This is a genomic window from Pelagibius sp. (genome assembly GCF_028289705.1).
Lineage (GTDB): Bacteria > Pseudomonadota > Alphaproteobacteria > Kiloniellales > Kiloniellaceae > Pelagibius.
Genome location: NZ_JANQOI010000056.1, coordinates 42,357 through 62,402, shown reverse-complemented (window position 1 = coordinate 62,402; position 20,046 = coordinate 42,357). Strand labels below are relative to the sequence as shown.

Sequence of the window (20,046 nt, the reverse complement as noted above, 5' to 3'; positions counted from 1 at the left end):
GAAGCTCACAGGCTGCCCCAGAGCCAGAGGGCGCCATAGGTGAAGAGCGCGGCGTAGAGCCCGGCGAAGACGTCGTCCAGCATGATGCCCCAGGCACCGGGCAGGGCGCGGTCGGCCCAGCTCACCGGCCAGGGCTTGGCGACATCGAAGAGGCGGAAGAAGCAGAAGGCGAGGAGGATGCCCAGGGGCGCGAGCCCGGCGGGGACCAGCGCCAGCCACTGGCCCACCACCTCGTCGACGACGATCTCACCGGGGTCCTTGCGCTGTGCCGCGGCCTCGTAGCGGGCCGAGGCCCAGAGCCCGAGGAGCAGCAGCGCGGCCGCAGCAAGCAGCAGCGCCAGTGGCCCACCCGCCCAGACCACTAAGAGGCCGACGGGCAGGGCCGCCAGGGAGCCCCAGGTGCCGGGGGCGGCAGGCAGCAGCCCGCTGCCGAACCAGGTGGCGATGAGGGCGGCCGGGTGCCAGGGGGAGAGTGCCGCCACGGGCCTATGGCCCTTTCGACAGGGGAACCGCCGGGAGGGCCAGGGTCGCGGTGGCATGGGCGGCGATGCCCTCGCCGCGTCCGAGAAAGCCCAGCCGCTCGGTGGTGGTCGCCTTCACGCTGATGCGGTCGGCAGGCAGCGCCAGCAGCTCGGACAGCTTCGAGATCATTGCTTCGCGATGGGGGCCGATCTTCGGGCGCTCGCAGATCAGCGTCAGGTCGATGTGGGTGATGCGCCCGCCCCGCGCCCTCACCAGCTCGCAGGCATGACCGATGAAGAGGCTGGAGTCGGCGCCGCGCCACTGCGGATCGCTGGGCGGGAAGTGGCTGCCGATGTCGCCGGCACCCAGCGCGCCGAGGATGGCGTCGGTCAGGGCGTGCAGCCCGACGTCGGCATCGGAATGGCCGACCAGCGCCTGGTCGTGGTCGAGGCGCAGGCCGCAGAGGGTGACGTGGTCGCCGGGCCCGAAGGCATGCACGTCGAAGCCCTGGCCGACCCGCGTGTCCATCACCTGGCCGCCGCGCAGCCAGCGCTCGGCCCCCTCCAGGTCCTCCTGGGTGGTGACCTTGATGTTCTCCTGCCCGCCTTCCACCAGGGCGACGGAGAGGCCGGCCAGTTCGGCAACGGCGGCATCGTCGGTCAGGGTCTTGCCGACGGCGGCGCGGTGGGCGGTGAGGATTTCGGGATAGCGGAAGCCCTGGGGCGTCTGGGCGCGCCACAGCTCGCTGCGGTCCTCGGTGGACAGCACGCTGCCGTCGCGCCCGCGCTTCAGGGTGTCGACCAGGGGTAGGGCGGCGATGGCGCCGGCCGCCTCCTGCAGAGCGTCCAGCACGCGGCCGATGACACCCTCTTCGATGAAGGGCCGGGCGCCGTCGTGGATCAGCACCAGATCCGGCGCGTCTTCTTCGAAGCTCTCCAGACCGAGGCGGACCGAATCCTGACGGCTCTCCCCGCCGGGCACCGGCGCGTCGACGCCCAGCTTCTCCGCCGCCGCGTCAAAGAGCGGTCGGTCGTCCGGGTGGATCACCGTGCGGATACGGGTGATGCGCGGATGCGCCTGAAAGGCCATGAGGCAGTGGCGCAGCACCGGGATGCCCCCCAGGTCTGCGTACTGTTTCGGCAACTCGCCGCCGAAGCGGCGCCCCCGCCCTGCAGCGACAATCAGCGCGGCTGCTGTCTTCACGTGGAAAGGCTCTCCGGCAGACTGGACTTGCCGGCGGACTGCCCGAGTCCGCCCGCGGGGGAGCCTAGAGCATGGCTTTGTCATTTGAAACCGTTTGGCAGGGGCAATTTAAGGGGCGATTTCGGAGGCGGGGCGGCTCTCATCTTTCGCGGTCCCGGCGGCGGCGCACCAACCGATCCGGCGCCGTGACCCGGTGTACCTGCAAATGACTCGCAATGGACGCTGGTGACACCGCCGGGAGGTGATATATAGGGACCATCATGAATCCGCTGGTGCTGTCCTTCTCCGCGCTTTTGTCGCTGCTGCCGGCGACCCTGCTGCCCTTCGCCCGCCGCGGGGCCAAGGCGGACCTGATCTTCTGGCTGCTGCTCGGAGCCGCCATCGCCGGGCCGGCGGCCTATTCGGCGGCGGCCCTGGCGGAGCATTGGGAGGGCAACCTGCCGGCGGCGCTCTGGCTGGCGGTGGCTGTTTCCCTGGGGCTCTACGCTGTTCTGGTGCTGCTGGTGCGGGAAGCCTCCCGCCTCGCGCCGCTGCTGCTGCCCTATGCGCTGCTGCTGGGGATCCTCGGCACCGGGCTGGTGCCGCTGGGCCGGGAACTGGCGCTGTCGACAGAATTCGATGCCTGGCTGGCGGTGCATATCGCGCTCTCGGTGGCCACCTACGGGCTCTGCACCCTGGCCGCCGTCGCTGCTGCCGCCGCCTTTATCCAGGAGGGCGCGCTGAAGCGGCGGGCGCCCAGCGGTTTCACGCGCATGCTGCCCTCGGTGGCCGACGCCGAACGGCTGGTGCTGCGCCTGCTGATCGCCGCAGAGGTCGTGCTCGGCCTCGGTATCGCGACAGGAATATCAAAACTTTACGTGACTTCCGGCATTGTCTTCGAGCTGGATCATAAGACACTGCTGTCGCTGCTGGCTTTCGCCTTTATCGGACTGCTGCTGGTCCTACACCACCGCAGCGGGCTCCGGGGACGCCGCGCCGCCCGGCTGGTGCTGTTGGCCTACCTGCTGCTGACCCTGGCCTACCCCGGGGTGAAGTTCGTCTCCGGCTACCTGGTGTCCTGAGCTAGCCGGAAGGGCAGAGTCCACGCGATTGCCCTTTTTACGGGCAGACCGGCCAAATTCCTCCCGATATGCTCCGGATCGGCGTGACAGCGCCTAATAATTGTGCATCAATCCCCGCGCGACCGCCGAGAGAAGGTCTAGGGTCTCGGACCCATCGCAGCGGAAATCGGCGGCCGGTCAAGGCGATCAGTCAGGTGTTCAGTCTTGCGGCCCGGCCCGGGGAGGAGTGTGTTTTTTGGCTATTGCCATCGGAGATCTGCGGATCGACGAACCGGTCTTTCTCGCCCCCATGTCGGGGGTGACGGACCAGGTTTTCCGGCGCCTGGTAAAGCGCTTCGGGGCCGGCTTGGTGGTCTCGGAGATGATCGCCAGCAACGCCATGGTCCGGCAGATGCAGGACTCGGTGAAGGAATCCCGCAAGATGTCCGGCTCCTGCGCCGAGGAGTTTCCGCTTTCGGTGCAGCTTGCCGGCAGCGATCCGAGCGTGATGGCCGAGGCGGCGAAGCTGAACGCCGACCGTGGTGCCGCGATCATCGACATCAACTTCGGCTGTCCGGCCAAGAAGGTGACCAACAAAGCCTGCGGCTCGGCCATCATGCAGGACGAGGGGCTGGCCGGGCGGATCATGGCCGCGGTGGTGCGGGCCGTGGACCTGCCGGTCACCGTGAAGATGCGCACCGGCTGGAACCGGGAGAACCGCAACGCGCCGGTGATCGCCCGCATGGCCGAGGACTGCGGGGTCAGGATGATCACGGTGCACGGCCGCACCCGTTGCCAGAAGTATCAAGGCGAGGCCGACTGGGATTTCGTCGCCGCAGTCAAGGATGCCGTCTCCCTGCCGGTGATCGTCAACGGCGACATCGACAGTGTGGAAGACGCTGCCGAGGCGCTGCAGCGATCCGGCGCCGACGGGGTGATGATCGGCCGCGGCGCCTACGGTCGCCCCTGGTTCCTGCGCCAGGTCATCGACCATCTGCGCGGGGCGGCAGCGGCGGACGAGCCGTCTCTCGCCACCCGCATTGAGGTGATGCTGGAACACTACGAGGGCCTGCTTACGCTCTACGGCACCCACACCGGCGTGCGCATCGCGCGCAAGCATCTCGGCTGGTACGCCAAAGGCATTCCCGGCGCGGCCAGCTTCCGTGCGGCGGTCTACCGCGAAGAGGATCCGGAGAAGGTCAAGGACATGATCCAGGGACTGGCCGAGTCCGGCGCCCTGAAGGCCGCGGCATGATCGCCCGCGTCACCGGGCTCTTCGCCCGCAATTCCGACGACCCGCAACTGCCGGACCCCGGCGGGGTGCTGGCCGCACTTTCGGTGCCGTTGTTCGTCGTCGACGTGCGAAGTTGCATCAGCTTCGTCAATCAGGCGGCCGAACAGTTCTTCGCCTCCTCGCGCAGCACCCTGATCGGACGGCCGCTGCTCGACCTGCTGCCGGAAGACAGCCCCGTCCTCGACCTGATTCGCCAGGCGCGCGAGGGTGGACACTCGATTTCCGAGGCCGGCGTCACTCTGACCGGCCCCAAGATCGGCTCCCACTTCGTTTCCATCGACGCGGCGGTGTTGGCGGACGTTCCGGGCAGCGTGGTGGTCTCGATCCACGAACGCTCCATCGCCCGCAAGATCGATCACCAGTTGGTCCACCGCAGCGCCGCGCGCTCGGTGACGGCCATGGCGGCCATGCTGGCGCACGAGGTGAAGAACCCGCTCTCCGGCATTCGCGGCGCGGCGCAACTGCTGGAGCAGAACGCCGATCCGGAGGACCACCAGTTGACCCGCCTGATCTGCGAGGAGGCGGACCGCATCGTCGCCCTGGTGGATCGCATGGAAATGTTCTCCGATCAGCGCCCGCTGGCCCGCGAGGCGGTCAACATCCATGTGGTGCTGGAGCACGTGCGCCGGCTTGCCGAGAGCGGCTTCGCGCGGCATCTGCGCTTCGTCGAGCACTACGACCCCTCGCTGCCCGCCGTCTACGGCAACCGCGACCTGCTGATCCAGGCGATTCTGAACCTCGTGAAAAACGCCGCCGAGGCGGCGCCGGCGGAAGGGGGCGAGATCACCCTTTCGACCCGCTATCAGCAGGGTGTGCGCCTGGCCGTGCCGGGCAGCGGCAGCCGGGTCGACCTGCCCCTGACCCTGGTGGTGCAGGACAACGGGCCGGGAATTCCTGAGGATCTGCAGCCGCACCTCTTCGATCCCTTCGTCACCACCAAGGCCGGCGGTAGCGGCCTCGGCCTCGCCCTGGTGGCCAAGATCGTCGGCGACCATGGCGGGGTGGTGGAGTTCGAGAGCGAACCGCGCCGCACCTCCTTCCGGGTCATGCTGCCCATGGCGCCCCAAGAGAGCGATCCCGCGGAAGGCGATGCGGAGGACGGCAATCCGTGAGCGCGGCAACGATCCTGGTCGCCGACGACGACAAGGCGATCCGCACGGTGCTGACCCAGGCCCTCGGCCGTCAGGGCCACATCGTGCGCACCACCGGCAACGCCGCCAACCTCTGGCAGTGGATCAGCGAGGGCGAGGGCGATCTGGTGATCACCGACGTGGTGATGCCGGACGAGAATGGCCTCGACCTGATCCCGCGCATCAAGAAGCTGCGGCCGGGCCTGCGCATCATCGTCATGTCGGCGCAGAACACCCTCCTCACCGCCGTCAAGGCGACGGAGCGCGGCGCCTTCGAGTATCTGCCCAAGCCCTTCGACCTGCGCGAACTGGTCTCGGTGGTCAGCCGCGCGCTCTCCGAGCCGGCGGCCGGCGATGCCGCGGGCCTGGGTGAGGAGGGCGGCGAGGAGGAGCAGCTTCCGCTGATCGGGCGCTCCCAGGCGATGCAGGAGATCTACCGCGTTCTGGCGCGGCTGATGCCCACCGACCTGACGGTGATGATCTACGGCGAATCCGGAACCGGCAAGGAACTGGCGGCCCGCGCCCTGCACGACTACGGCAAGCGCCGGCGCGGCACCTTCGTCGCCGTCAACATGGCGGCCATTCCCCGGGAACTGATCGAAAGCGAGCTCTTTGGCCACGAGAAGGGCGCCTTCACCGGGGCCGCCACGCGCTCCTCCGGCCGCTTCGAACAGGCCACCGGCGGCACCCTGTTCCTCGACGAGATCGGCGACATGCCGCTGGAGGCGCAGACGCGGCTGCTGCGGGTTTTGCAGGAAGGCGAGTACACGACGGTGGGCGGGCGCACGCCGATCCGCGCCGACGTGCGCATTGTCGCGGCGACCCACCGGGACCTGCGCCAGATGGTGCGCCAGGGCCTGTTCCGCGAGGACCTCTTCTACCGCCTCAGCGTGGTCCCGATCCGCTTGCCGCCGTTGCGCGAACGCAGCGAAGACATTCCCGAACTGATCCGCCACTTCTTCACCCAGGCGCAAAGCGAGGGCCTCGCCGCGAAGACCCTCGATACCGAGGCCATGGAGGCTTTGCGCAGTTATCAATGGCCGGGCAATGTCCGCGAGCTTGAGAACCTGGTCCGCCGCCTGACCGTTCTCTACAGCCAGGAGACCATTGGCCTGGATGTCATCGAAAGCGAGTTGAGCGAGGGCGACGGTGGTCCCAAGGAAACCACGGCGCCGCCGGAATCCCTGGGCAGCGCTGTCGAACACCATCTGCGGTCCTACTTCGCGGCCCACGACGGCAACCTGCCGGCGCCGGGGCTCTACGACCGTGTGCTGCGGGAGATGGAGCGCCCCTTGATCGAACTCTCGCTTTCCGCCACAAGGGGCAATCAGATCCGGGCGGCCAAGCTGCTGGGGCTTAACCGCAACACTTTGCGAAAGAAAATTCGGGACCTGGACATCCAGGTGATTCGCGGCCTTAAATAGCCTGTGGCAAATATACAACAGACGAGGGATGCCTCCGGCCCGGCCCTGGGCTCGGAGAGCATGGTGACGGCGGAGCGCCCCTTGGGGGTGTGGAGCCAACGCCTGTTGCGCTGGGCCCGCCAGATCAAGTTCGAACGCAGTCTGGCCATTCTGCTGCTGGTCGCCGGCATGACCTGCGGCATTGCGACCTTCGTTGCGATGACCGGCGGTCTCTCCACCGCGGCCAACACCAACCATATTCTCTTGCTGCTGCTGGCCGACCTGGTGGTCATCCTCGGGCTGGCCGCGCTGATCACCCGGCGCCTGGCCATCCTCTGGATCGAGCGCAAGAAGGGCCGCGCGGGCTCACGGCTGCACGGCCGCCTGGTTGCGCTGTTTTCGCTGGTGGCGGTGGCGCCGACGATCCTTGTGGCGGCCTTCTCGGTCATCATGTTCGACCTGGGCCTGGAGTTCTGGTTCAGCGAGCGGGTCTCCGCCGCCATCAAGAACTCCCGCGCCGTCGCCTCCGCCTATCTCGACGAGCATCAGCAGACCATTGCCGCCGACGCCCTGGCGATTGCCCAGGTGCTGAACAAGGGGGGCGCGGCCCTGGCCTACAATCCGGCGCTGTTCAACAAGGTCATGACCCGCCAGGCCAGTCTGCGCTACCTCACCGAAGCAGCGGTCTACGACAGTTCCGGGCGCATGCTGGCACGCTCCTCCAGTTTCCTCCTGGCCTTCAATCCGGAGATTCCCGAATGGGCCTTCGGGCGCGCGCGTTCCGAAGGCATGGCGATCATGACCTCGGAAGAAGAAGACCGGGTGCGGGCGCTGGTGCGCCTCGATCTCGCCGCCGACGCCTATCTCTATATCGGCCGCCTGGTGGACTCCCGCGTGCTCGGCCATGTGGAAAGCACGCGTTGGGCGGTCCAACGCTACGAGGAGCTTGAGGGAAATCGCTTCAGTCTGCAGATCACCTTTGCCCTGATCTTCCTGGTGGTGGCGATCCTGCTGCTTCTGGTCGCGGTCTGGATCGGCCTAGCCTTCGCCAACCAGATGACCGGGCCCATCGGCAGCCTGATCGCCGCGGCGGAGCAGGTCGGCAAGGGCGATCTCCGCGCGCGCGTCGCCGGTCCCGCGCGCCGGGACGAGATCGGCAACCTTTCCCGCGCCTTCAACAAGATGACCGGACAGCTCGAGCGCCAGCAGGATGCCTTGCTGGAAGCCAATGCCCAGTTGGACTATCGCAGCCGCTTCATCGAGGCTGTGCTCGGCGGCGTCTCGGCGGGGGTGATCGGTCTGGACGACGTCGGGCGCGCCAATCTGGCCAACCGCATGGCCTGTGAGTTCCTCTCGATCTCTGCAGACGAACTCCGCGGGCAGCCACTGACCAGCGTGATGCCGGCGGTGGGCGATCTGTTGGACGAAGCGCGCCGGCGCCCCGAGCGCCTGGCACAGCGGCAGATCACCCTGACCGACAGCTCCGGCGTTGAACGGGTACTGCTGGTGCGCATTTCCGCGGAGCTCGAAGCCGGCACCACCATGGGCTTCGTGGTGACTTTCGATGAGATCACGCAGCTTCTGGCAGCCCAGCGCAAAGCGGCCTGGTCGGACATCGCCCGGCGCATCGCCCATGAGATCAAGAACCCGCTGACGCCGATTCAACTGGCCGCCGAACGCCTCAAGCGCAAGTACGTGAACCAGATCGTCACCGACCCGGAGACCTTCAAGGTCTGCACCGACACCATCGTGCGCCACGTCGGCGATATCGGCCGCATGGTCGACGAGTTTTCGGCCTTCGCGCGCATGCCGGCGCCGGCGATGCAGCGCGAGGACATCAGGAAGCTGGTGGAGCAGGCGGTGTTCCTCCAGCGGACAGCCCATCACGAGATCACCTTTGCGCTGTCGCTTCCGGAAGACCCGGTGGTGCTTGCCTGTGACAGCCGGCAGGTGGTGCAGGCTTTGACCAACCTTATCCTGAACGGCATCGAGTCCATCGAGGGCCGGCATTTCCGCGACGGTGCCGAGGCCCCGGCGGGCGCCATTGAGTTGCGGCTGGAGCTCTCGGGACGGCACTGCACGGTCGAGGTGCTGGACAACGGCAAGGGGCTGCCGCGGGAGGACCGGGGCCGCCTGACCGAGCCTTATGTGACGACCCGCGAGCGGGGCACCGGCCTCGGCCTTGCAATCGTCAAGAAGATCATGGAAGACCACGGCGGCCGGCTGACGCTGAAAGACCGAGAAGGCAGCGGTGCCGTGGTGAGCCTGATCTTCCCGGTCGGCGACGATGCAGCCGAGCCCGGGGAAGAGGGGCAGGAGGAGACAGCGACGATGAGCGGCGAGCGGCTGGCGGGCCATGGCTGACGAGATTCTGATCGTCGACGATGAGTCCGACATTCGGCTGCTCATCACCGGCATCCTCGAGGACGAGGGCTATGAAACGCGCGATGCCGGCGACAGCGATACCGCCTTCGACCTGCTGCGCGACCGCCGTCCCAGCCTGGTGATCCTGGATATCTGGCTGCAGAACTCCAAGCTGGACGGCATGGGGATGCTGGACATCATCAAGCGCGAGCACCCCATGGTTCCCGTCGTCATGATCTCCGGCCACGGCAACATCGAAACGGCGGTGAACGCGATCAAGCTGGGCGCCTATGACTTTATCGAGAAGCCGTTCAAGTCCGACCGCCTGCTGCTGATCGTTCAGCGCGCTATCGAAGCCGCGCGGCTGCGCAGCGAAAACGAGGAGCTGCGTCTGCGGGCCGGCCAGCCCTCGGACCTCATCGGGTCTTCGCCGTGGTTCCACATGGTGAGCCAGGCGGTCCGCAAGGTGGCGCCCACGGGCAGCCGGGTGCTGATCACCGGACCGGCGGGGGCGGGCAAGGAAGTGGTCGCCCGGCAGCTCCACGCCTGTTCGCACCGCGCGGCCGGCCCCTTCGTCGCCCTCAACTGCGCGACCATGCATCCGGACCGGCTCGAGTCCGAGCTCTTCGGCACCGCGCCCGGGCTTGAAGGCAGCGACTCGCCGGGCAAGGTGGGCACCTTCGAGCGCGCCCACGGCGGCACCCTGCTGCTCGACGAGGTGGCCGACATGCCGCTGGAGACCCAGGGCAAGATCGTCCGGGTGCTGCAGGAACAGACCTTTCAGCGCGTCGGCGACGACCGCCGGGTGGCCGTGGACGTGCGGGTGATCGCCTCCACCAACCGGGATCTGCCGGCACTGATCGAGGAGGGCCGCTTCCGCGAGGACCTCTTCTACCGGCTGAACGTGGTGCCCATCGAGGTGCCGGCCTTGCGCGAGCGCCGCGAGGACATTCCCGACCTGGTCGCCTTTTTCATGGACCGGGCAGCGGAGAGTGCCGGGCTGCCGCCGCGCAGCCTCAGCGACGATGCCCTGGCGGCGCTGCGGGCTTATGATTGGCCGGGCAACGTGCGGCAACTCCGCAATGTCATCGAATGGGTGCTGATCATGGCCCCCGGCGGCCAGCCGGATGCGGTCCGGCCAGACATGCTGCCGCCGGAGATCGGCGCCTCGGCACCGGCTTCCCTGCCGGGCGAAACCGGTGAGGAGATCATGTCGCTGCCGCTGCGCGAGGCGCGGGAGGTTTTCGAGCGCAAGTACCTCGAGGCGCAGGTGATGCGCTTCGGCGGCAACATATCGCGCACCGCCAACTTCGTCGGCATGGAGCGCTCCGCGCTGCACCGCAAGCTGCGCTCCCTGGGCGTCGGCTCGGGCGAGCGGGCCTGATCGAAGGAGCGGGGCAACCTAAGCCATGAAGGTCATCATCTGCGGTGCCGGTCAGGTCGGCTTCAATATCGCGCGCTATCTTTCCAGCGAGAACGCCGACATCACCGTCATCGACCAGTCGCGCGAACTGATCGAGAAGATCACCGACTCCCTGGACGTGAAGGGCCTGGTCGGTTTCGCTTCGCATCCCAACGTGCTGGAGAGCGCCGGGGCCTCCGATGCGGAGATGGTCATCGCCGTGACCTATGCCGACGAGGTCAACATGGTGGCCTGCCAGATCTGCCATTCGATCTTCGACGTGCCGACGAAGATCGCCCGGGTCCGCGAGCAGAGCTACCTCGATCCGCTCTGGTCGGATCTCTTCAGCCGCGACCACATGCCGATCGACGTCATCATCTCGCCGGAGATCGAGGTGGCGCGGGCGATCGAGCGGCGCCTGCAGTTGCCCGGCGCTTTCGACGTCCAGCCCCTGGCCGACGGCAAGGTCAGTCTGGTCGGGCTGCACTGCACCGAGGACACGCCGGTCATCAACACCCCGCTGCGTCAACTGACGGCGCTGTTCCCCGATCTGCACATCGTGGTCATCGGCATCGCGCGGGACGGGCAGGGCTTCGTGCCGACGCCGGACGACGACATGCGACCCGGCGACGACGTCTATCTGGTGGCCGACACCAGCCACCTGGCGCGCACCATGTCGGCCTTTGGTCACGAGGAGAAAGAAGCGCGGCGAGTGATCATCATCGGCGGCGGCAACATCGGCCTCAACCTGGCGACGGCGGTGGAGAAGAACCACCCGCAGGTGAACCTCAAGGTCATCGAGGTTGAGAAGCGCCGCGCGGAGACGGTGGCCCAGGCGCTGGAACGCACGGTGGTCATCCACGGCGACGCCCTGGATACCGAGATCCTGGAAGAGGCCAATGCGGCCAAGGCCGAGACGGTGATCGCGGTCTCCAACGACGATGAGGTGAACATCCTGACCTCGCTGCTGGCCAAGCGCTACGGCTGCGGTCGGGCCGTGACCCTGATCAACAAGACTTCCTACGGCCCGCTGATCGGGACCCTGGGCATCGACACGGTGGTGAGCCCGCGGGCGATCACAGTCTCGACCATCCTGCAGCACGTGCGCCGCGGACGCATCCGGTCCGTCCATTCCCTGAGCGAGGGCTTCGGCGAGGTGATCGAGGCGGAAGCGCTGGAGACCTCCAGCTTGGTTGGTGTGCCAATCCGCGAGGCGCGTCTGCCCGACGGCGTAATCGTCGGTGCCATCGTCCGTGGCGACCAGGTGATCATCCCGCGCGGCGACACGGTGACGCGAGCCAACGACCTGGTGGTGATCTTCGCGCGCTCCGACGCCGTGAAACGGGTCGAGAAGCTCTTTGCCGTGAAACTGGAGTTTTTCTAGACTTCGCGGCCTGCGACAGCCGGCCCGGCCGGCGGCGGATCTTGAAGGGAGAAGGTGACCTATGCCGCGTTTAGCCTACGTCAACGGCCGCTACCTGCCCCATGGGGCGGCGACGGTCCACATAGAGGACCGCGGCTATCAGTTCGCCGACGGGGTCTATGAGGTTGTGCCGGTCTTCAACACCATCCTGGTGGACGAGGACATGCATCTCGACCGGCTGGACCGCTCCCTCTCAGAACTGCGCATTCCCCAGCCGCTGTCCCGCCCGGCCTTGAAGCTGATCTGCCGCGAGCTGATCCGGCGCAACGGACTGACCAACGGCATCCTCTACATGCAGGTCACCCGCGGCGTGGCGCCCCGCGATCACAAATTTCCCAAAAAGTCGAAGCCGGCCCTGGTCCTGACCACAAAGCAGATGAAACCCCACAGCGAGGCGCTGCTGCGGCAGGGGCTGAAGGTCGTGACCCTGCCGGACCAGCGCTGGGCGCGCTGCGACATCAAGTCGGTCTCGCTGCTGCCCAACGTGCTGGGCAAGCAGGCGGCGACGGAGGCGGGCGCCTACGAGGCCTGGCAGGTCGACCGCGAGGGGATGGTGACCGAAGGCACCTCCACCAATGCCTGGATCGTCACCGACGGCAACCGCGTGGTCACCCGCGATGCCACCAACGCCATCCTCAACGGGATCACCCGGCTGACCCTCCTGGATCTCATCCGGGCGGAGGGCTATGCCCTGGAGGAACGGTCCTTCTCCGTCGACGAGGCCAAGGCGGCGCGCGAAGCCTTCATCACCTCCAGCACCTCCTTCGTCCTGCCGGTCACCCAGATCGACGGCCAGCCGGTGGGCAACGGACATCCGGGCATCCTCACCGGCAAACTTCGCCAGCACTACGTGGACTATATGCAGTCTCTGCGGCAATCCGCGTGAGTGCGCCCGCATGACCCTTCCGGCGCCGAAGGCCATTCTCTTCGACTGGGACAACACGCTGGTCGATAGCTGGGTCGTGATTCATCAGGCCTTGACGGCGACCTTCGAGGCCATGGGCCAGCGGCCCTGGACCCTGGAGGAGGCCCGCCGCAAGGTGCGTAAGTCGGCGCGCGACAGCTTTCCGGAGTTGTTCGGGGAGCGGGCCGGGGAGGCGACGGAGATCTTCTACAGCGCTTTCAGTGCGATCCATCTGGACCGCCTGACCCCGCTGCCCGGAGCCGAGGCACTGTTGCAGGAACTGGCCGGGCTGGGCGACGTGAAGCTCGCCGTGGTGAGCAACAAGAAGGGTGAGCTGCTGCGGCGCGAGGCCCAACACCTTGGCTGGGACCGCCACTTCATCGCGGTGGTCGGGGCGTTGGACGCGGTACGCGACAAGCCGGCGGCCGAGGTAGTCGATCATGCTTTGGCCGGCAGTGGAGTCGCGCCGGGGCGCGACGTCTGGTTCGTCGGCGATACCGATGTCGACCTTCTCTGCGCGCAGAACAGCGGCTGCAGTGCCATCCTGTTGCGCGCGGAGGTCCCAGGTGAGGACGAGTTCGCGCCGGCGCTCCTTGACCGCCATGTGCCCGATTGCGCAGGACTTTCGCGGCTGGTTCGGGATCACCTCGGCTAAGAGGGGCTTGACTTCCCAAGCGGCGTCCTCACCTTTAGGGCAGGGTCAATTTCCATTCCAACGAAGCCATGGTAGGGAAGGCTGAAAGATAGCGCCGGCCGCGCTATACTCTTGGTGCTAATAGAAGGTGATCGACAGCATCAATAAAGGTGCAAGAAGGCCGATCAAGAACAAGTCCACTTAAGAAAAACAATAAAGGTGTAAAAAAATGGCCGCAGAAAAGAACCAAAGCGTTCAGGATGTATTCCTCAATCACATTCGTAAGAACAAAGTGCCTGTCACAGTATTTCTGGTCAACGGCGTGAAGCTGCAGGGAATTGTTACCTGGTTTGACAATTTCTCTGTCCTCCTGCGCCGGGACGCGCATTCGCAGCTGGTCTACAAGCACGCGATTTCCACCGTCATGCCGGCGACTCCGGTTCAACTCTTTGAGCCGTCGAAAGAAGAAGAAACCGCGTAGGACCGGCCAGCCAGGCGGGCACTGCCGACGTTCCGGACAAAACGGGTTCGGGGCGGCGAAGGCGTTTGCTGTGCCCGGGGCCTACTGGATCCTGAACAAGAGGGGCGGCGTCCGTGGCGTCGCCGTGGTCGATGACTGATTTCGCGCTGGTTGTGCACCCCGACATCCAGGCCGGCTCGGCGCCGCGCCTGCGCTCGGCCGAGGCGCGCCTCGACGAGGCGATGGGGCTCGCCGCCGCCATCGGGCTCGATGTGGTGCTGGGCGAAGTCGTCGCGGTGAAGCAGGCCCGCCCCGCAACCCTGATCGGCGGCGGCGTGGTCGAACGCCTGAGCGAGACCATCGCCGAGCACGAGATTTCGGTGGCGGTGATCGATGCCGCGCTGACCCCGGTGCAGCAGCGCAATCTCGAGCAGGCCTGGCAGTGTAAGGTGATCGACCGCACCGGCCTGATCCTGGAGATCTTCGGCGCCCGCGCCCGCACCAAGGAGGGCAAGCTGCAAGTGGAACTGGCGGCGCTCAGCTACCAACGCTCCCGCCTGGTGCGCTCCTGGACCCACCTGGAGCGCCAGCGCGGCGGCTTCGGCTTCATGGGCGGGCCCGGCGAAAGCCAGTTGGAGATCGACCGCCGCCTGATCACCGAGCGCATCACTCGGCTGAAGAAGGAATTGGCCCAGGTCCAGCGGACCCGCGGCCTGCACCGCGGTGCCCGCCAGCGGGTGCCCTATCCGGTGGTCGCCTTCGTCGGCTACACCAACGCCGGTAAGTCGACCCTGTTCAACCGCCTGACCGACGCGGAGGTTCTGGCGCGGGACCAGCTTTTCGCGACCCTGGATCCGACCATGCGCCGGGTGGTGCTGCCCTCGGGCCAGATCGCCATCCTGTCCGACACCGTCGGCTTCATCTCCGATCTGCCCACCGACCTCATCGCCGCCTTCCGCGCAACCCTGGAAGAGGTGCTGGAAGCGGATCTGATCCTCCACATCCGGGATGCCGCCCACGAAGACAGCCGCGCCCAGCAGGCCGACGTCGAGGCGGTGCTGGCGGACCTTGGCGTGGCGGCAGGTTCCGGCCGGGTGCTGGAGGTGCTCAACAAGAGCGACCTGCTGGCCCCGGAAGAGCGCGCCCGGCTGACCCTGCGGGAGGCGGGAGAGCGGCCGGTAGTGCTCTGTTCGGCCCTGACCGGGGAGGGCTGCGAGGCGGTGCTGGCGATGATCGACCAGGAGCTCTCGGCCAAGCGCCTCCAGGTCAGCCTAGCGCTGCCGCTTTCGTCCGGCAAGGCGCTCTCCTGGCTCTACGATCACGCGGAGGTGCTGAGCCGGGAGGACGAAGATCTGGTCAGCCGCCTTGAACTCAAGATCGCGCCGCAGGACTTGCAGCGGTCTCTCAAGAAGTTTCCGGAGCTCCTTCAATCGAATACCGAACTGGCCAAAAGCCTCCAGGCGGCCGAGGAGCCTGTTGAGAGCCATTTGCAGAGCGGTTGACTCTCGGCCCTGGGCCCTATATATGCTCGCTAGCACTCGCCTGAAGTGAGTGCTAACAAGGGCTGCCGGGCCTGGCTCCGGCGGCTCGAGCCAGTTCAATCCAACTCACACAGGGTGGAGTTTCCATGAAATTTAGGCCTCTGCATGACCGTGTCGTGGTCGAGCCGTTGGACGAGGAACAGAAGACCGCCGGCGGCATCATCATCCCGGACACGGCGAAAGAGAAGCCCGTGCAAGGCAAGGTTCTCGCCGTTGGCCCCGGTAGCCGCGGCGACGACGGCAAGCTCAATGCGCTGGACGTCAAGAAGGGCGACAAGGTCCTTTACGGCAAGTGGTCGGGCACCGAGGTGAAGCTGGACGGCAAGTCCATGCTGATCATGCGTGAATCCGACATCATGGGCGTAATGCAATAAGGAAGAGATGTACTGATGGCTGCGAAAGACGTTAAATTCGGCGCCGATGCCCGCACCCGCATGCTCCGCGGTGTCGACATCCTGGCGGACTCCGTGAAGGTCACCCTCGGTCCCAAGGGCCGTAATGTGGTGATCGACAAGTCCTTCGGCGCGCCGCGCACCACCAAGGACGGTGTGACGGTTGCCAAGGAGATCGAGCTCTCCGACAAGTTCGAGAACATGGGCGCGCAGATGGTGCGCGAGGACGCTTCCAAGACCAACGACGTGGCCGGCGACGGCACCACCACGGCGACGGTCCTGGCCCAGGCGATCGTGCGGGAAGGTGCCAAGGCGGTGGCCGCCGGCATGAACCCCATGGACCTGAAGCGCGGTGTGGATCTGGCGGTCGACGCCATCGTCACCGAACTGCAGAAGAAGTCCAAAAAGATCTCCACCACGGCCGAGGTTGCCCAGGTCGGCACCATCTCCGCCAACGGCGAAGGTGAGATCGGCTCCATGATCGCTGAGGCGATGGAGCGGGTCGGCAAGGAAGGTGTGATCACGGTCGAGGAGGCCAAGGCCCTGGAGACCGAGCTGGATGTCGTCGAAGGCATGCAGTTCGACCGCGGCTACCTCTCGCCCTACTTCATCACCAACGCCGACAAGATGGTCTGCGAGATGGAGAACCCCTTCATCCTGCTGCACGAGAAGAAGCTCTCGGGCCTGCAGCCCATGCTGCCGCTGCTCGAGACCGTGGTGCAGGCCGGCCGGCCGCTGCTGATCATCGCCGAGGACGTTGAGGGCGAGGCGCTCGCGACCCTGGTGGTGAACAAGCTGCGTGGTGGCCTGAAGGTCGCCGCCGTCAAGGCGCCGGGCTTCGGCGACCGCCGCAAGGCCATGCTGGAGGACATCGCGATCCTCACCGGCGGCCAGGTGATCTCCGAGGATCTCGGCATCAAGCTGGAGAACACCACCCTCGACATGCTGGGCACCGCCAAGCGCGTGGTCATCACCAAGGAAGAGACCACCGTGGTGGACGGCGCCGGCAAGAAGAAGGAGATCACGGGACGCTGTTCGCAGATCCGCGCCCAGGCCGAGGAGACCACCTCGGACTACGACCGCGAGAAGCTGCAGGAGCGTCTGGCCAAGCTGGCGGGCGGCGTTGCCGTTCTGCGCGTCGGCGGGGCCACCGAGGTCGAGGTGAAGGAGCGTAAGGATCGCGTCGAGGACGCGATGAACGCTACCCGCGCCGCGGTCGAGGAAGGCATCGTGATCGGTGGCGGCACCGCGCTGCTGAACGCCGCCAAGGCGCTCAACAAGGTGGAGTCTGCCAACGACGACCAGCGTGTCGGCATCGAGATCGTCGGCCGCGCGCTGCAGTCGCCGATCCGTCAGATCGCCGAGAACGCGGGCCACGAGGGCTCCATCGTCGTCGGCAAGATCAACGAGTCGAAGGACGCTGCCCTCGGCTTCGATGCCCAGAACAGCAAGTACGTGAACATGTTCAAGGCCGGTATCATCGACCCGACGAAGGTCGTGCGCACCGCGCTGCAGGACGCCGCTTCGATCGCCGGTCTGCTGATCACGACCGAAGCCATGGTCGCCGACCAGCCCGAGAAGAAGGACGCGGCCATGCCGGCGGCGCCCGACATGGGTGGCATGGGCGGCATGGGTGGCATGGGCTTCTAAGCCATCCATCCAAGGCACTGAAGGAAGGGGCCGTGGCTCACGCCGCGGCCCTTTTCGCTTTTTAAGGGAATGGTCCCGACGCTAGAACCGGCACCCGCCAACGCGAGGGCTCCTTGATCGATATCCAGACCGTCGCCGCCATCCTTGAAGAGACCGCCACCGAGGAGGTGCTGCCGCGCTTTCGTGACCTCGGTCACGGGGACGTGCAGGAAAAGGCCGCGGGCGAACTGGTGACCGTGGTCGACCTGGCGGTGGAGCAGGCGCTCAGCCGGCGCCTGCCGGACCTCTTGCCCGGTTCGGTCATGGTCGGAGAGGAGGGCGCCCATGCGGAGCCGGCCCTCATGGACCGGCTGCACGAGGACGGCCCCGTCTGGATCGTCGATCCCATCGACGGCACCCGCAACTTCGCCCGCGGGCGCGAGGCTTTCGCCATCATGGTGGCATTGGTGAGCGCCGGGGAAACGCGGGCCGCCTGGATCCTGGAGCCCGCAACGGGGCGCTTCGGTGTGGCCGAGGCGGGAGCGGGAGCCTGGATGGCCGGTCGCCGCCTTCAGGTTGCGGCGTCTGCCGCGCCACAAGCCATGACCGGCAGCCTGCATGCCTCCCGCTACGCGCCGCGGGAGCTTGCCCGCCGCGTCGACCAAAGACGCAGCCGGGTGTCGGCGGTCAAGTCCCTCGGCTGTGCCGGCGCCGAGTATCTGCGCCTGGCGGAGGGCGAGACCCACTTCACCCTGTTCACCCGCCTGATGCCCTGGGACCACGTGCCCGGCGCGCTGATCCACCAGGAAGCCGGCGGCCACGCCCGCTGCTTCGACGGCCGGCCATACCGCGCCGACCGCTACAAGGACTTCGGCCTTCTCATGGCCCCGGACCAGGAGAGCTGGCAGGCGCTCTATGAGGTGCTGTTGGCGGAATAGTGGACGAATGCCGCACGGCCGTTTGCCGGCTGTCCCGCAGTTATCCAGTCACGAAGTCCCGTATATCGGCGTGCCGTCAGGTTCGTAGCCGGTGACGCCCGGTTCCCACCAATAGATCGGGTTCTTCGCAAAACTTTCGCGCGCGTCGAGTTGCGCGATGAGTGCTGAAATCTTCGGAAATCTTTGGAGACCGAGATCGATACCGATCGGCCGATTCTCGGTAAACCTGATGTGGCAAGCGAGGAAGATATCCTGAGCGGAAACGCAGTCGGCCATGAAACCGGAGCCTTCGTCCGCGATCTCCGCTTCCAGCCAATCCATAAGATGCGGAACCCGATCAGCGCATCGCGTCAAGTGTCCGTTGGCGGACTTATCCAGGCCGGTCCATTTGAACTGTGAGACGGTGGTGACCGCCGCGCCCAGTGTTTGAATCGTCGCAAACACCAGCTTGTCGCGCCACTCGTGACCGGCGCGCCACGCGCATTCGCTCAGCGGCGGCTGACCATCTCTGTTGCGATAGGTCCGCAGCAGATACTCAGCGATCAGGCCGCTTTCCCAAAGGTGGACGTCGCCATCCCAGAAAGTTGGCACCTGCAAGCTCGGTGTGGCGGCCGCGCGCTGCTCGACAGTTGGTGTGGTAATCTCCTCGCGGCGCTCGTAGTCGAGGGCCAACTCGTCAAGAATGATCCGGACTGCGCGCGCGAAAGGCGATCCCGTCGTGAAGAGCAGAGCCCGCATTGTCACCTCGAAGTCCGGCGGTTTGGCCCTGAAAATCGCCAGATGGTTTCATGCTCACCACCCAGCCTGAGCCGACACTTGAAGCTTCCCTTCGGGTCAGCAAAAACCTCAGAGCCTGACTCGAATTGGACGGATTGATTTCAATGGCTTGCCAACGCCATTGACGCGCATATCGTCACCCTCGGGCTTGTCCCGAGGGGCCATGGGAGGTCCGAGACCCGGACCTCGACGGATTGCCGGAACAAGTCCGGCAATGACAAGCTATGCTGAAGAAGGCCGATAGCCGCTTGGCAGCGTTAGCGCGTCCAAACGCTATCGCCCTCTCCGAAAAATCAGTCTTTGAGTTCGATCGGTTCGACGATAAACCGGCCGCGACCGCGCCGGATTGCGTAGGCGCTGCCGCGCTGAATCCGCACCTTGTCGATCAGGGGGCTGAGCGCGGTTTCGATCACTTCGATGTTCGGATCGACGTTGTTCTCGCTCTTGGCCTCGCGTGCATACCACTTTGCGAAGGCGTCATCGGCCAGTTCGTCGCCGATGGATTTCCGCAGTGCGGTCAGTTTGCGAAGCTCTCCCTTCGTCAAAGACTTCTCGTCAATTGTGCGTTTGGGCATAGCCGAGTTCCGGTCCTCATAAGATTCATTCAGGCTGCCTTATCGCCCGCTATGGCGGAAACTTCAAGTGCTCTGCGCAACTAAATTTATGGCAAAGAGACATAAAGCCTACTTCTAGATTAGGTGCTAATGTATTGATTCAATCATGAGCAGTCGAACCGTGTTTTCTGTAAGATCTTTTTGGTCTTCCAGAGGAGTGCTAGGGCAGCAAGACTGGAGAAGAAACCGAGCAGAGTCGGGGCGGTAGCTTTGATCGATTAGGTACTTGCCGCCGCCTTCACCGCGTCATTTCGAAACGCCCACAGGTGACACTCCCTGACCTCTCTCGGAATTCACAGCGGGATTCCAATCCGTTCCCGGCGGGGTGGCGGCCTTCTTTTTTGTCAGAGAGGCTCACCTTATGGTTTTGCCGAGTTGGCAACTGCTCCTACTTGGATGGTGTTCGCGCTTGGCTTCCGATCTCTATGTCTGGCCG

The 20,046-nt window shown here is 65.9% G+C and carries 18 protein-coding genes; 14 read left to right on the top strand and 4 right to left on the bottom strand.

Translation table 11 applies throughout. The features are described from left to right. Positions 1 to 5 precede the first annotated feature (5 nt). Together Q0996_RS06960 and Q0996_RS06955 are read right to left on the bottom strand one after the other, a co-directional pair. The gene (locus tag Q0996_RS06960) at positions 6 to 482 is read right to left on the bottom strand and encodes a phosphatidylglycerophosphatase A (RefSeq protein WP_299617075.1); all 477 of its coding nucleotides are present in this window, start codon (positions 480 to 482) and stop codon (positions 6 to 8) included. Between the two features lie 4 nt (positions 483 to 486). Next, positions 487 to 1,665 carry a bifunctional 2-C-methyl-D-erythritol 4-phosphate cytidylyltransferase/2-C-methyl-D-erythritol 2,4-cyclodiphosphate synthase gene (locus Q0996_RS06955; RefSeq protein WP_299617074.1) on the bottom strand — a complete coding sequence of 393 codons (1,179 nt, stop codon included), beginning with the start codon at positions 1,663 to 1,665 and terminating at the stop codon, positions 487 to 489. Positions 1,666 to 1,925: 260 nt separating this feature from the next. Between Q0996_RS06955 and ccsA the strand changes: the two genes are divergently transcribed. From ccsA to Q0996_RS06885, 14 genes are all read left to right on the top strand, one after another. After that, on the top strand, positions 1,926 to 2,726 hold the full coding sequence (gene ccsA, locus Q0996_RS06950) for a cytochrome c biogenesis protein CcsA (RefSeq protein WP_299617073.1): 801 nt from the start codon (positions 1,926 to 1,928) through the stop codon (positions 2,724 to 2,726). Between the two features lie 235 nt (positions 2,727 to 2,961). After that, positions 2,962 to 3,960 carry a tRNA dihydrouridine synthase DusB gene (dusB, locus tag Q0996_RS06945; RefSeq protein ID WP_299617072.1) on the top strand — a complete coding sequence of 333 codons (999 nt, stop codon included), beginning with the start codon at positions 2,962 to 2,964 and terminating at the stop codon, positions 3,958 to 3,960. Further along, entirely contained in the window at positions 3,957 to 5,111 is a 1,155-nt protein-coding gene (locus Q0996_RS06940; protein WP_299617071.1) for a nitrogen regulation protein NR(II), read from the top strand. The genes dusB and Q0996_RS06940 overlap by 4 nt, the downstream gene beginning before the upstream one ends. Further along, positions 5,108 to 6,553, top strand: coding sequence for a nitrogen regulation protein NR(I) (gene ntrC / locus Q0996_RS06935; RefSeq protein WP_299617070.1), 1,446 nt, complete (start codon positions 5,108 to 5,110; stop codon positions 6,551 to 6,553). The genes Q0996_RS06940 and ntrC overlap by 4 nt, the downstream gene beginning before the upstream one ends. A 63-nt stretch (positions 6,554 to 6,616) precedes the next feature. Beyond that, positions 6,617 to 8,896 carry a PAS domain-containing sensor histidine kinase gene (locus Q0996_RS06930; protein WP_299617069.1) on the top strand — a complete coding sequence of 760 codons (2,280 nt, stop codon included), beginning with the start codon at positions 6,617 to 6,619 and terminating at the stop codon, positions 8,894 to 8,896. Further along, positions 8,889 to 10,280: a sigma-54 dependent transcriptional regulator gene (locus Q0996_RS06925; protein WP_299617068.1), complete on the top strand. Its 1,392-nt coding sequence runs from the start codon at positions 8,889 to 8,891 to the stop codon at positions 10,278 to 10,280. Before Q0996_RS06930 ends, Q0996_RS06925 begins: the two co-directional genes overlap by 8 nt. Before the next feature lie 25 nt (positions 10,281 to 10,305). Beyond that, positions 10,306 to 11,682 carry a Trk system potassium transporter TrkA gene (gene trkA / locus Q0996_RS06920; protein WP_299617067.1) on the top strand — a complete coding sequence of 459 codons (1,377 nt, stop codon included), beginning with the start codon at positions 10,306 to 10,308 and terminating at the stop codon, positions 11,680 to 11,682. 61 nt (positions 11,683 to 11,743) lie between these two features. Beyond that, on the top strand, positions 11,744 to 12,607 hold the full coding sequence (locus tag Q0996_RS06915) for a D-amino-acid transaminase (RefSeq protein WP_299617066.1): 864 nt from the start codon (positions 11,744 to 11,746) through the stop codon (positions 12,605 to 12,607). A 10-nt stretch (positions 12,608 to 12,617) separates the two neighbouring features. Then, positions 12,618 to 13,280, top strand: a complete 663-nt coding sequence (locus Q0996_RS06910; RefSeq protein WP_299617065.1) for an HAD family hydrolase — start codon at positions 12,618 to 12,620, stop codon at positions 13,278 to 13,280. 208 nt (positions 13,281 to 13,488) lie between these two features. After that, positions 13,489 to 13,740: an RNA chaperone Hfq gene (gene hfq, locus Q0996_RS06905; RefSeq protein WP_299617064.1), complete on the top strand. Its 252-nt coding sequence runs from the start codon at positions 13,489 to 13,491 to the stop codon at positions 13,738 to 13,740. Between the two features lie 131 nt (positions 13,741 to 13,871). Then, positions 13,872 to 15,221 (top strand): GTPase HflX, encoded by a 1,350-nt coding sequence (gene hflX, locus Q0996_RS06900; RefSeq protein WP_299617063.1) that lies wholly within the window; start codon positions 13,872 to 13,874, stop codon positions 15,219 to 15,221. Between the two features lie 125 nt (positions 15,222 to 15,346). Next, complete coding sequence (gene groES / locus Q0996_RS06895) at positions 15,347 to 15,634, top strand: co-chaperone GroES (protein WP_299617062.1); 288 nt, start codon at positions 15,347 to 15,349, stop codon at positions 15,632 to 15,634. A gap of 15 nt (positions 15,635 to 15,649) precedes the next feature. Further along, the gene (groL, locus tag Q0996_RS06890; protein WP_299617061.1) at positions 15,650 to 17,302 is read left to right on the top strand and encodes a chaperonin GroEL; all 1,653 of its coding nucleotides are present in this window, start codon (positions 15,650 to 15,652) and stop codon (positions 17,300 to 17,302) included. A gap of 113 nt (positions 17,303 to 17,415) precedes the next feature. Next, a complete protein-coding gene (locus Q0996_RS06885; RefSeq protein ID WP_299617060.1) occupies positions 17,416 to 18,219 on the top strand; it encodes an inositol monophosphatase family protein in 804 nt (267 codons plus the stop codon). A 48-nt stretch (positions 18,220 to 18,267) separates the two neighbouring features. On the opposite strand, the gene Q0996_RS06880 is transcribed toward Q0996_RS06885, so the two are convergent. Then, positions 18,268 to 18,957: a glutathione S-transferase family protein gene (locus Q0996_RS06880; RefSeq protein WP_299617059.1), complete on the bottom strand. Its 690-nt coding sequence runs from the start codon at positions 18,955 to 18,957 to the stop codon at positions 18,268 to 18,270. 332 nt (positions 18,958 to 19,289) lie between these two features. Then, positions 19,290 to 19,571, bottom strand: coding sequence for a hypothetical protein (locus Q0996_RS06875; RefSeq protein WP_299617058.1), 282 nt, complete (start codon positions 19,569 to 19,571; stop codon positions 19,290 to 19,292). Positions 19,572 to 20,046 lie beyond the last annotated feature (475 nt).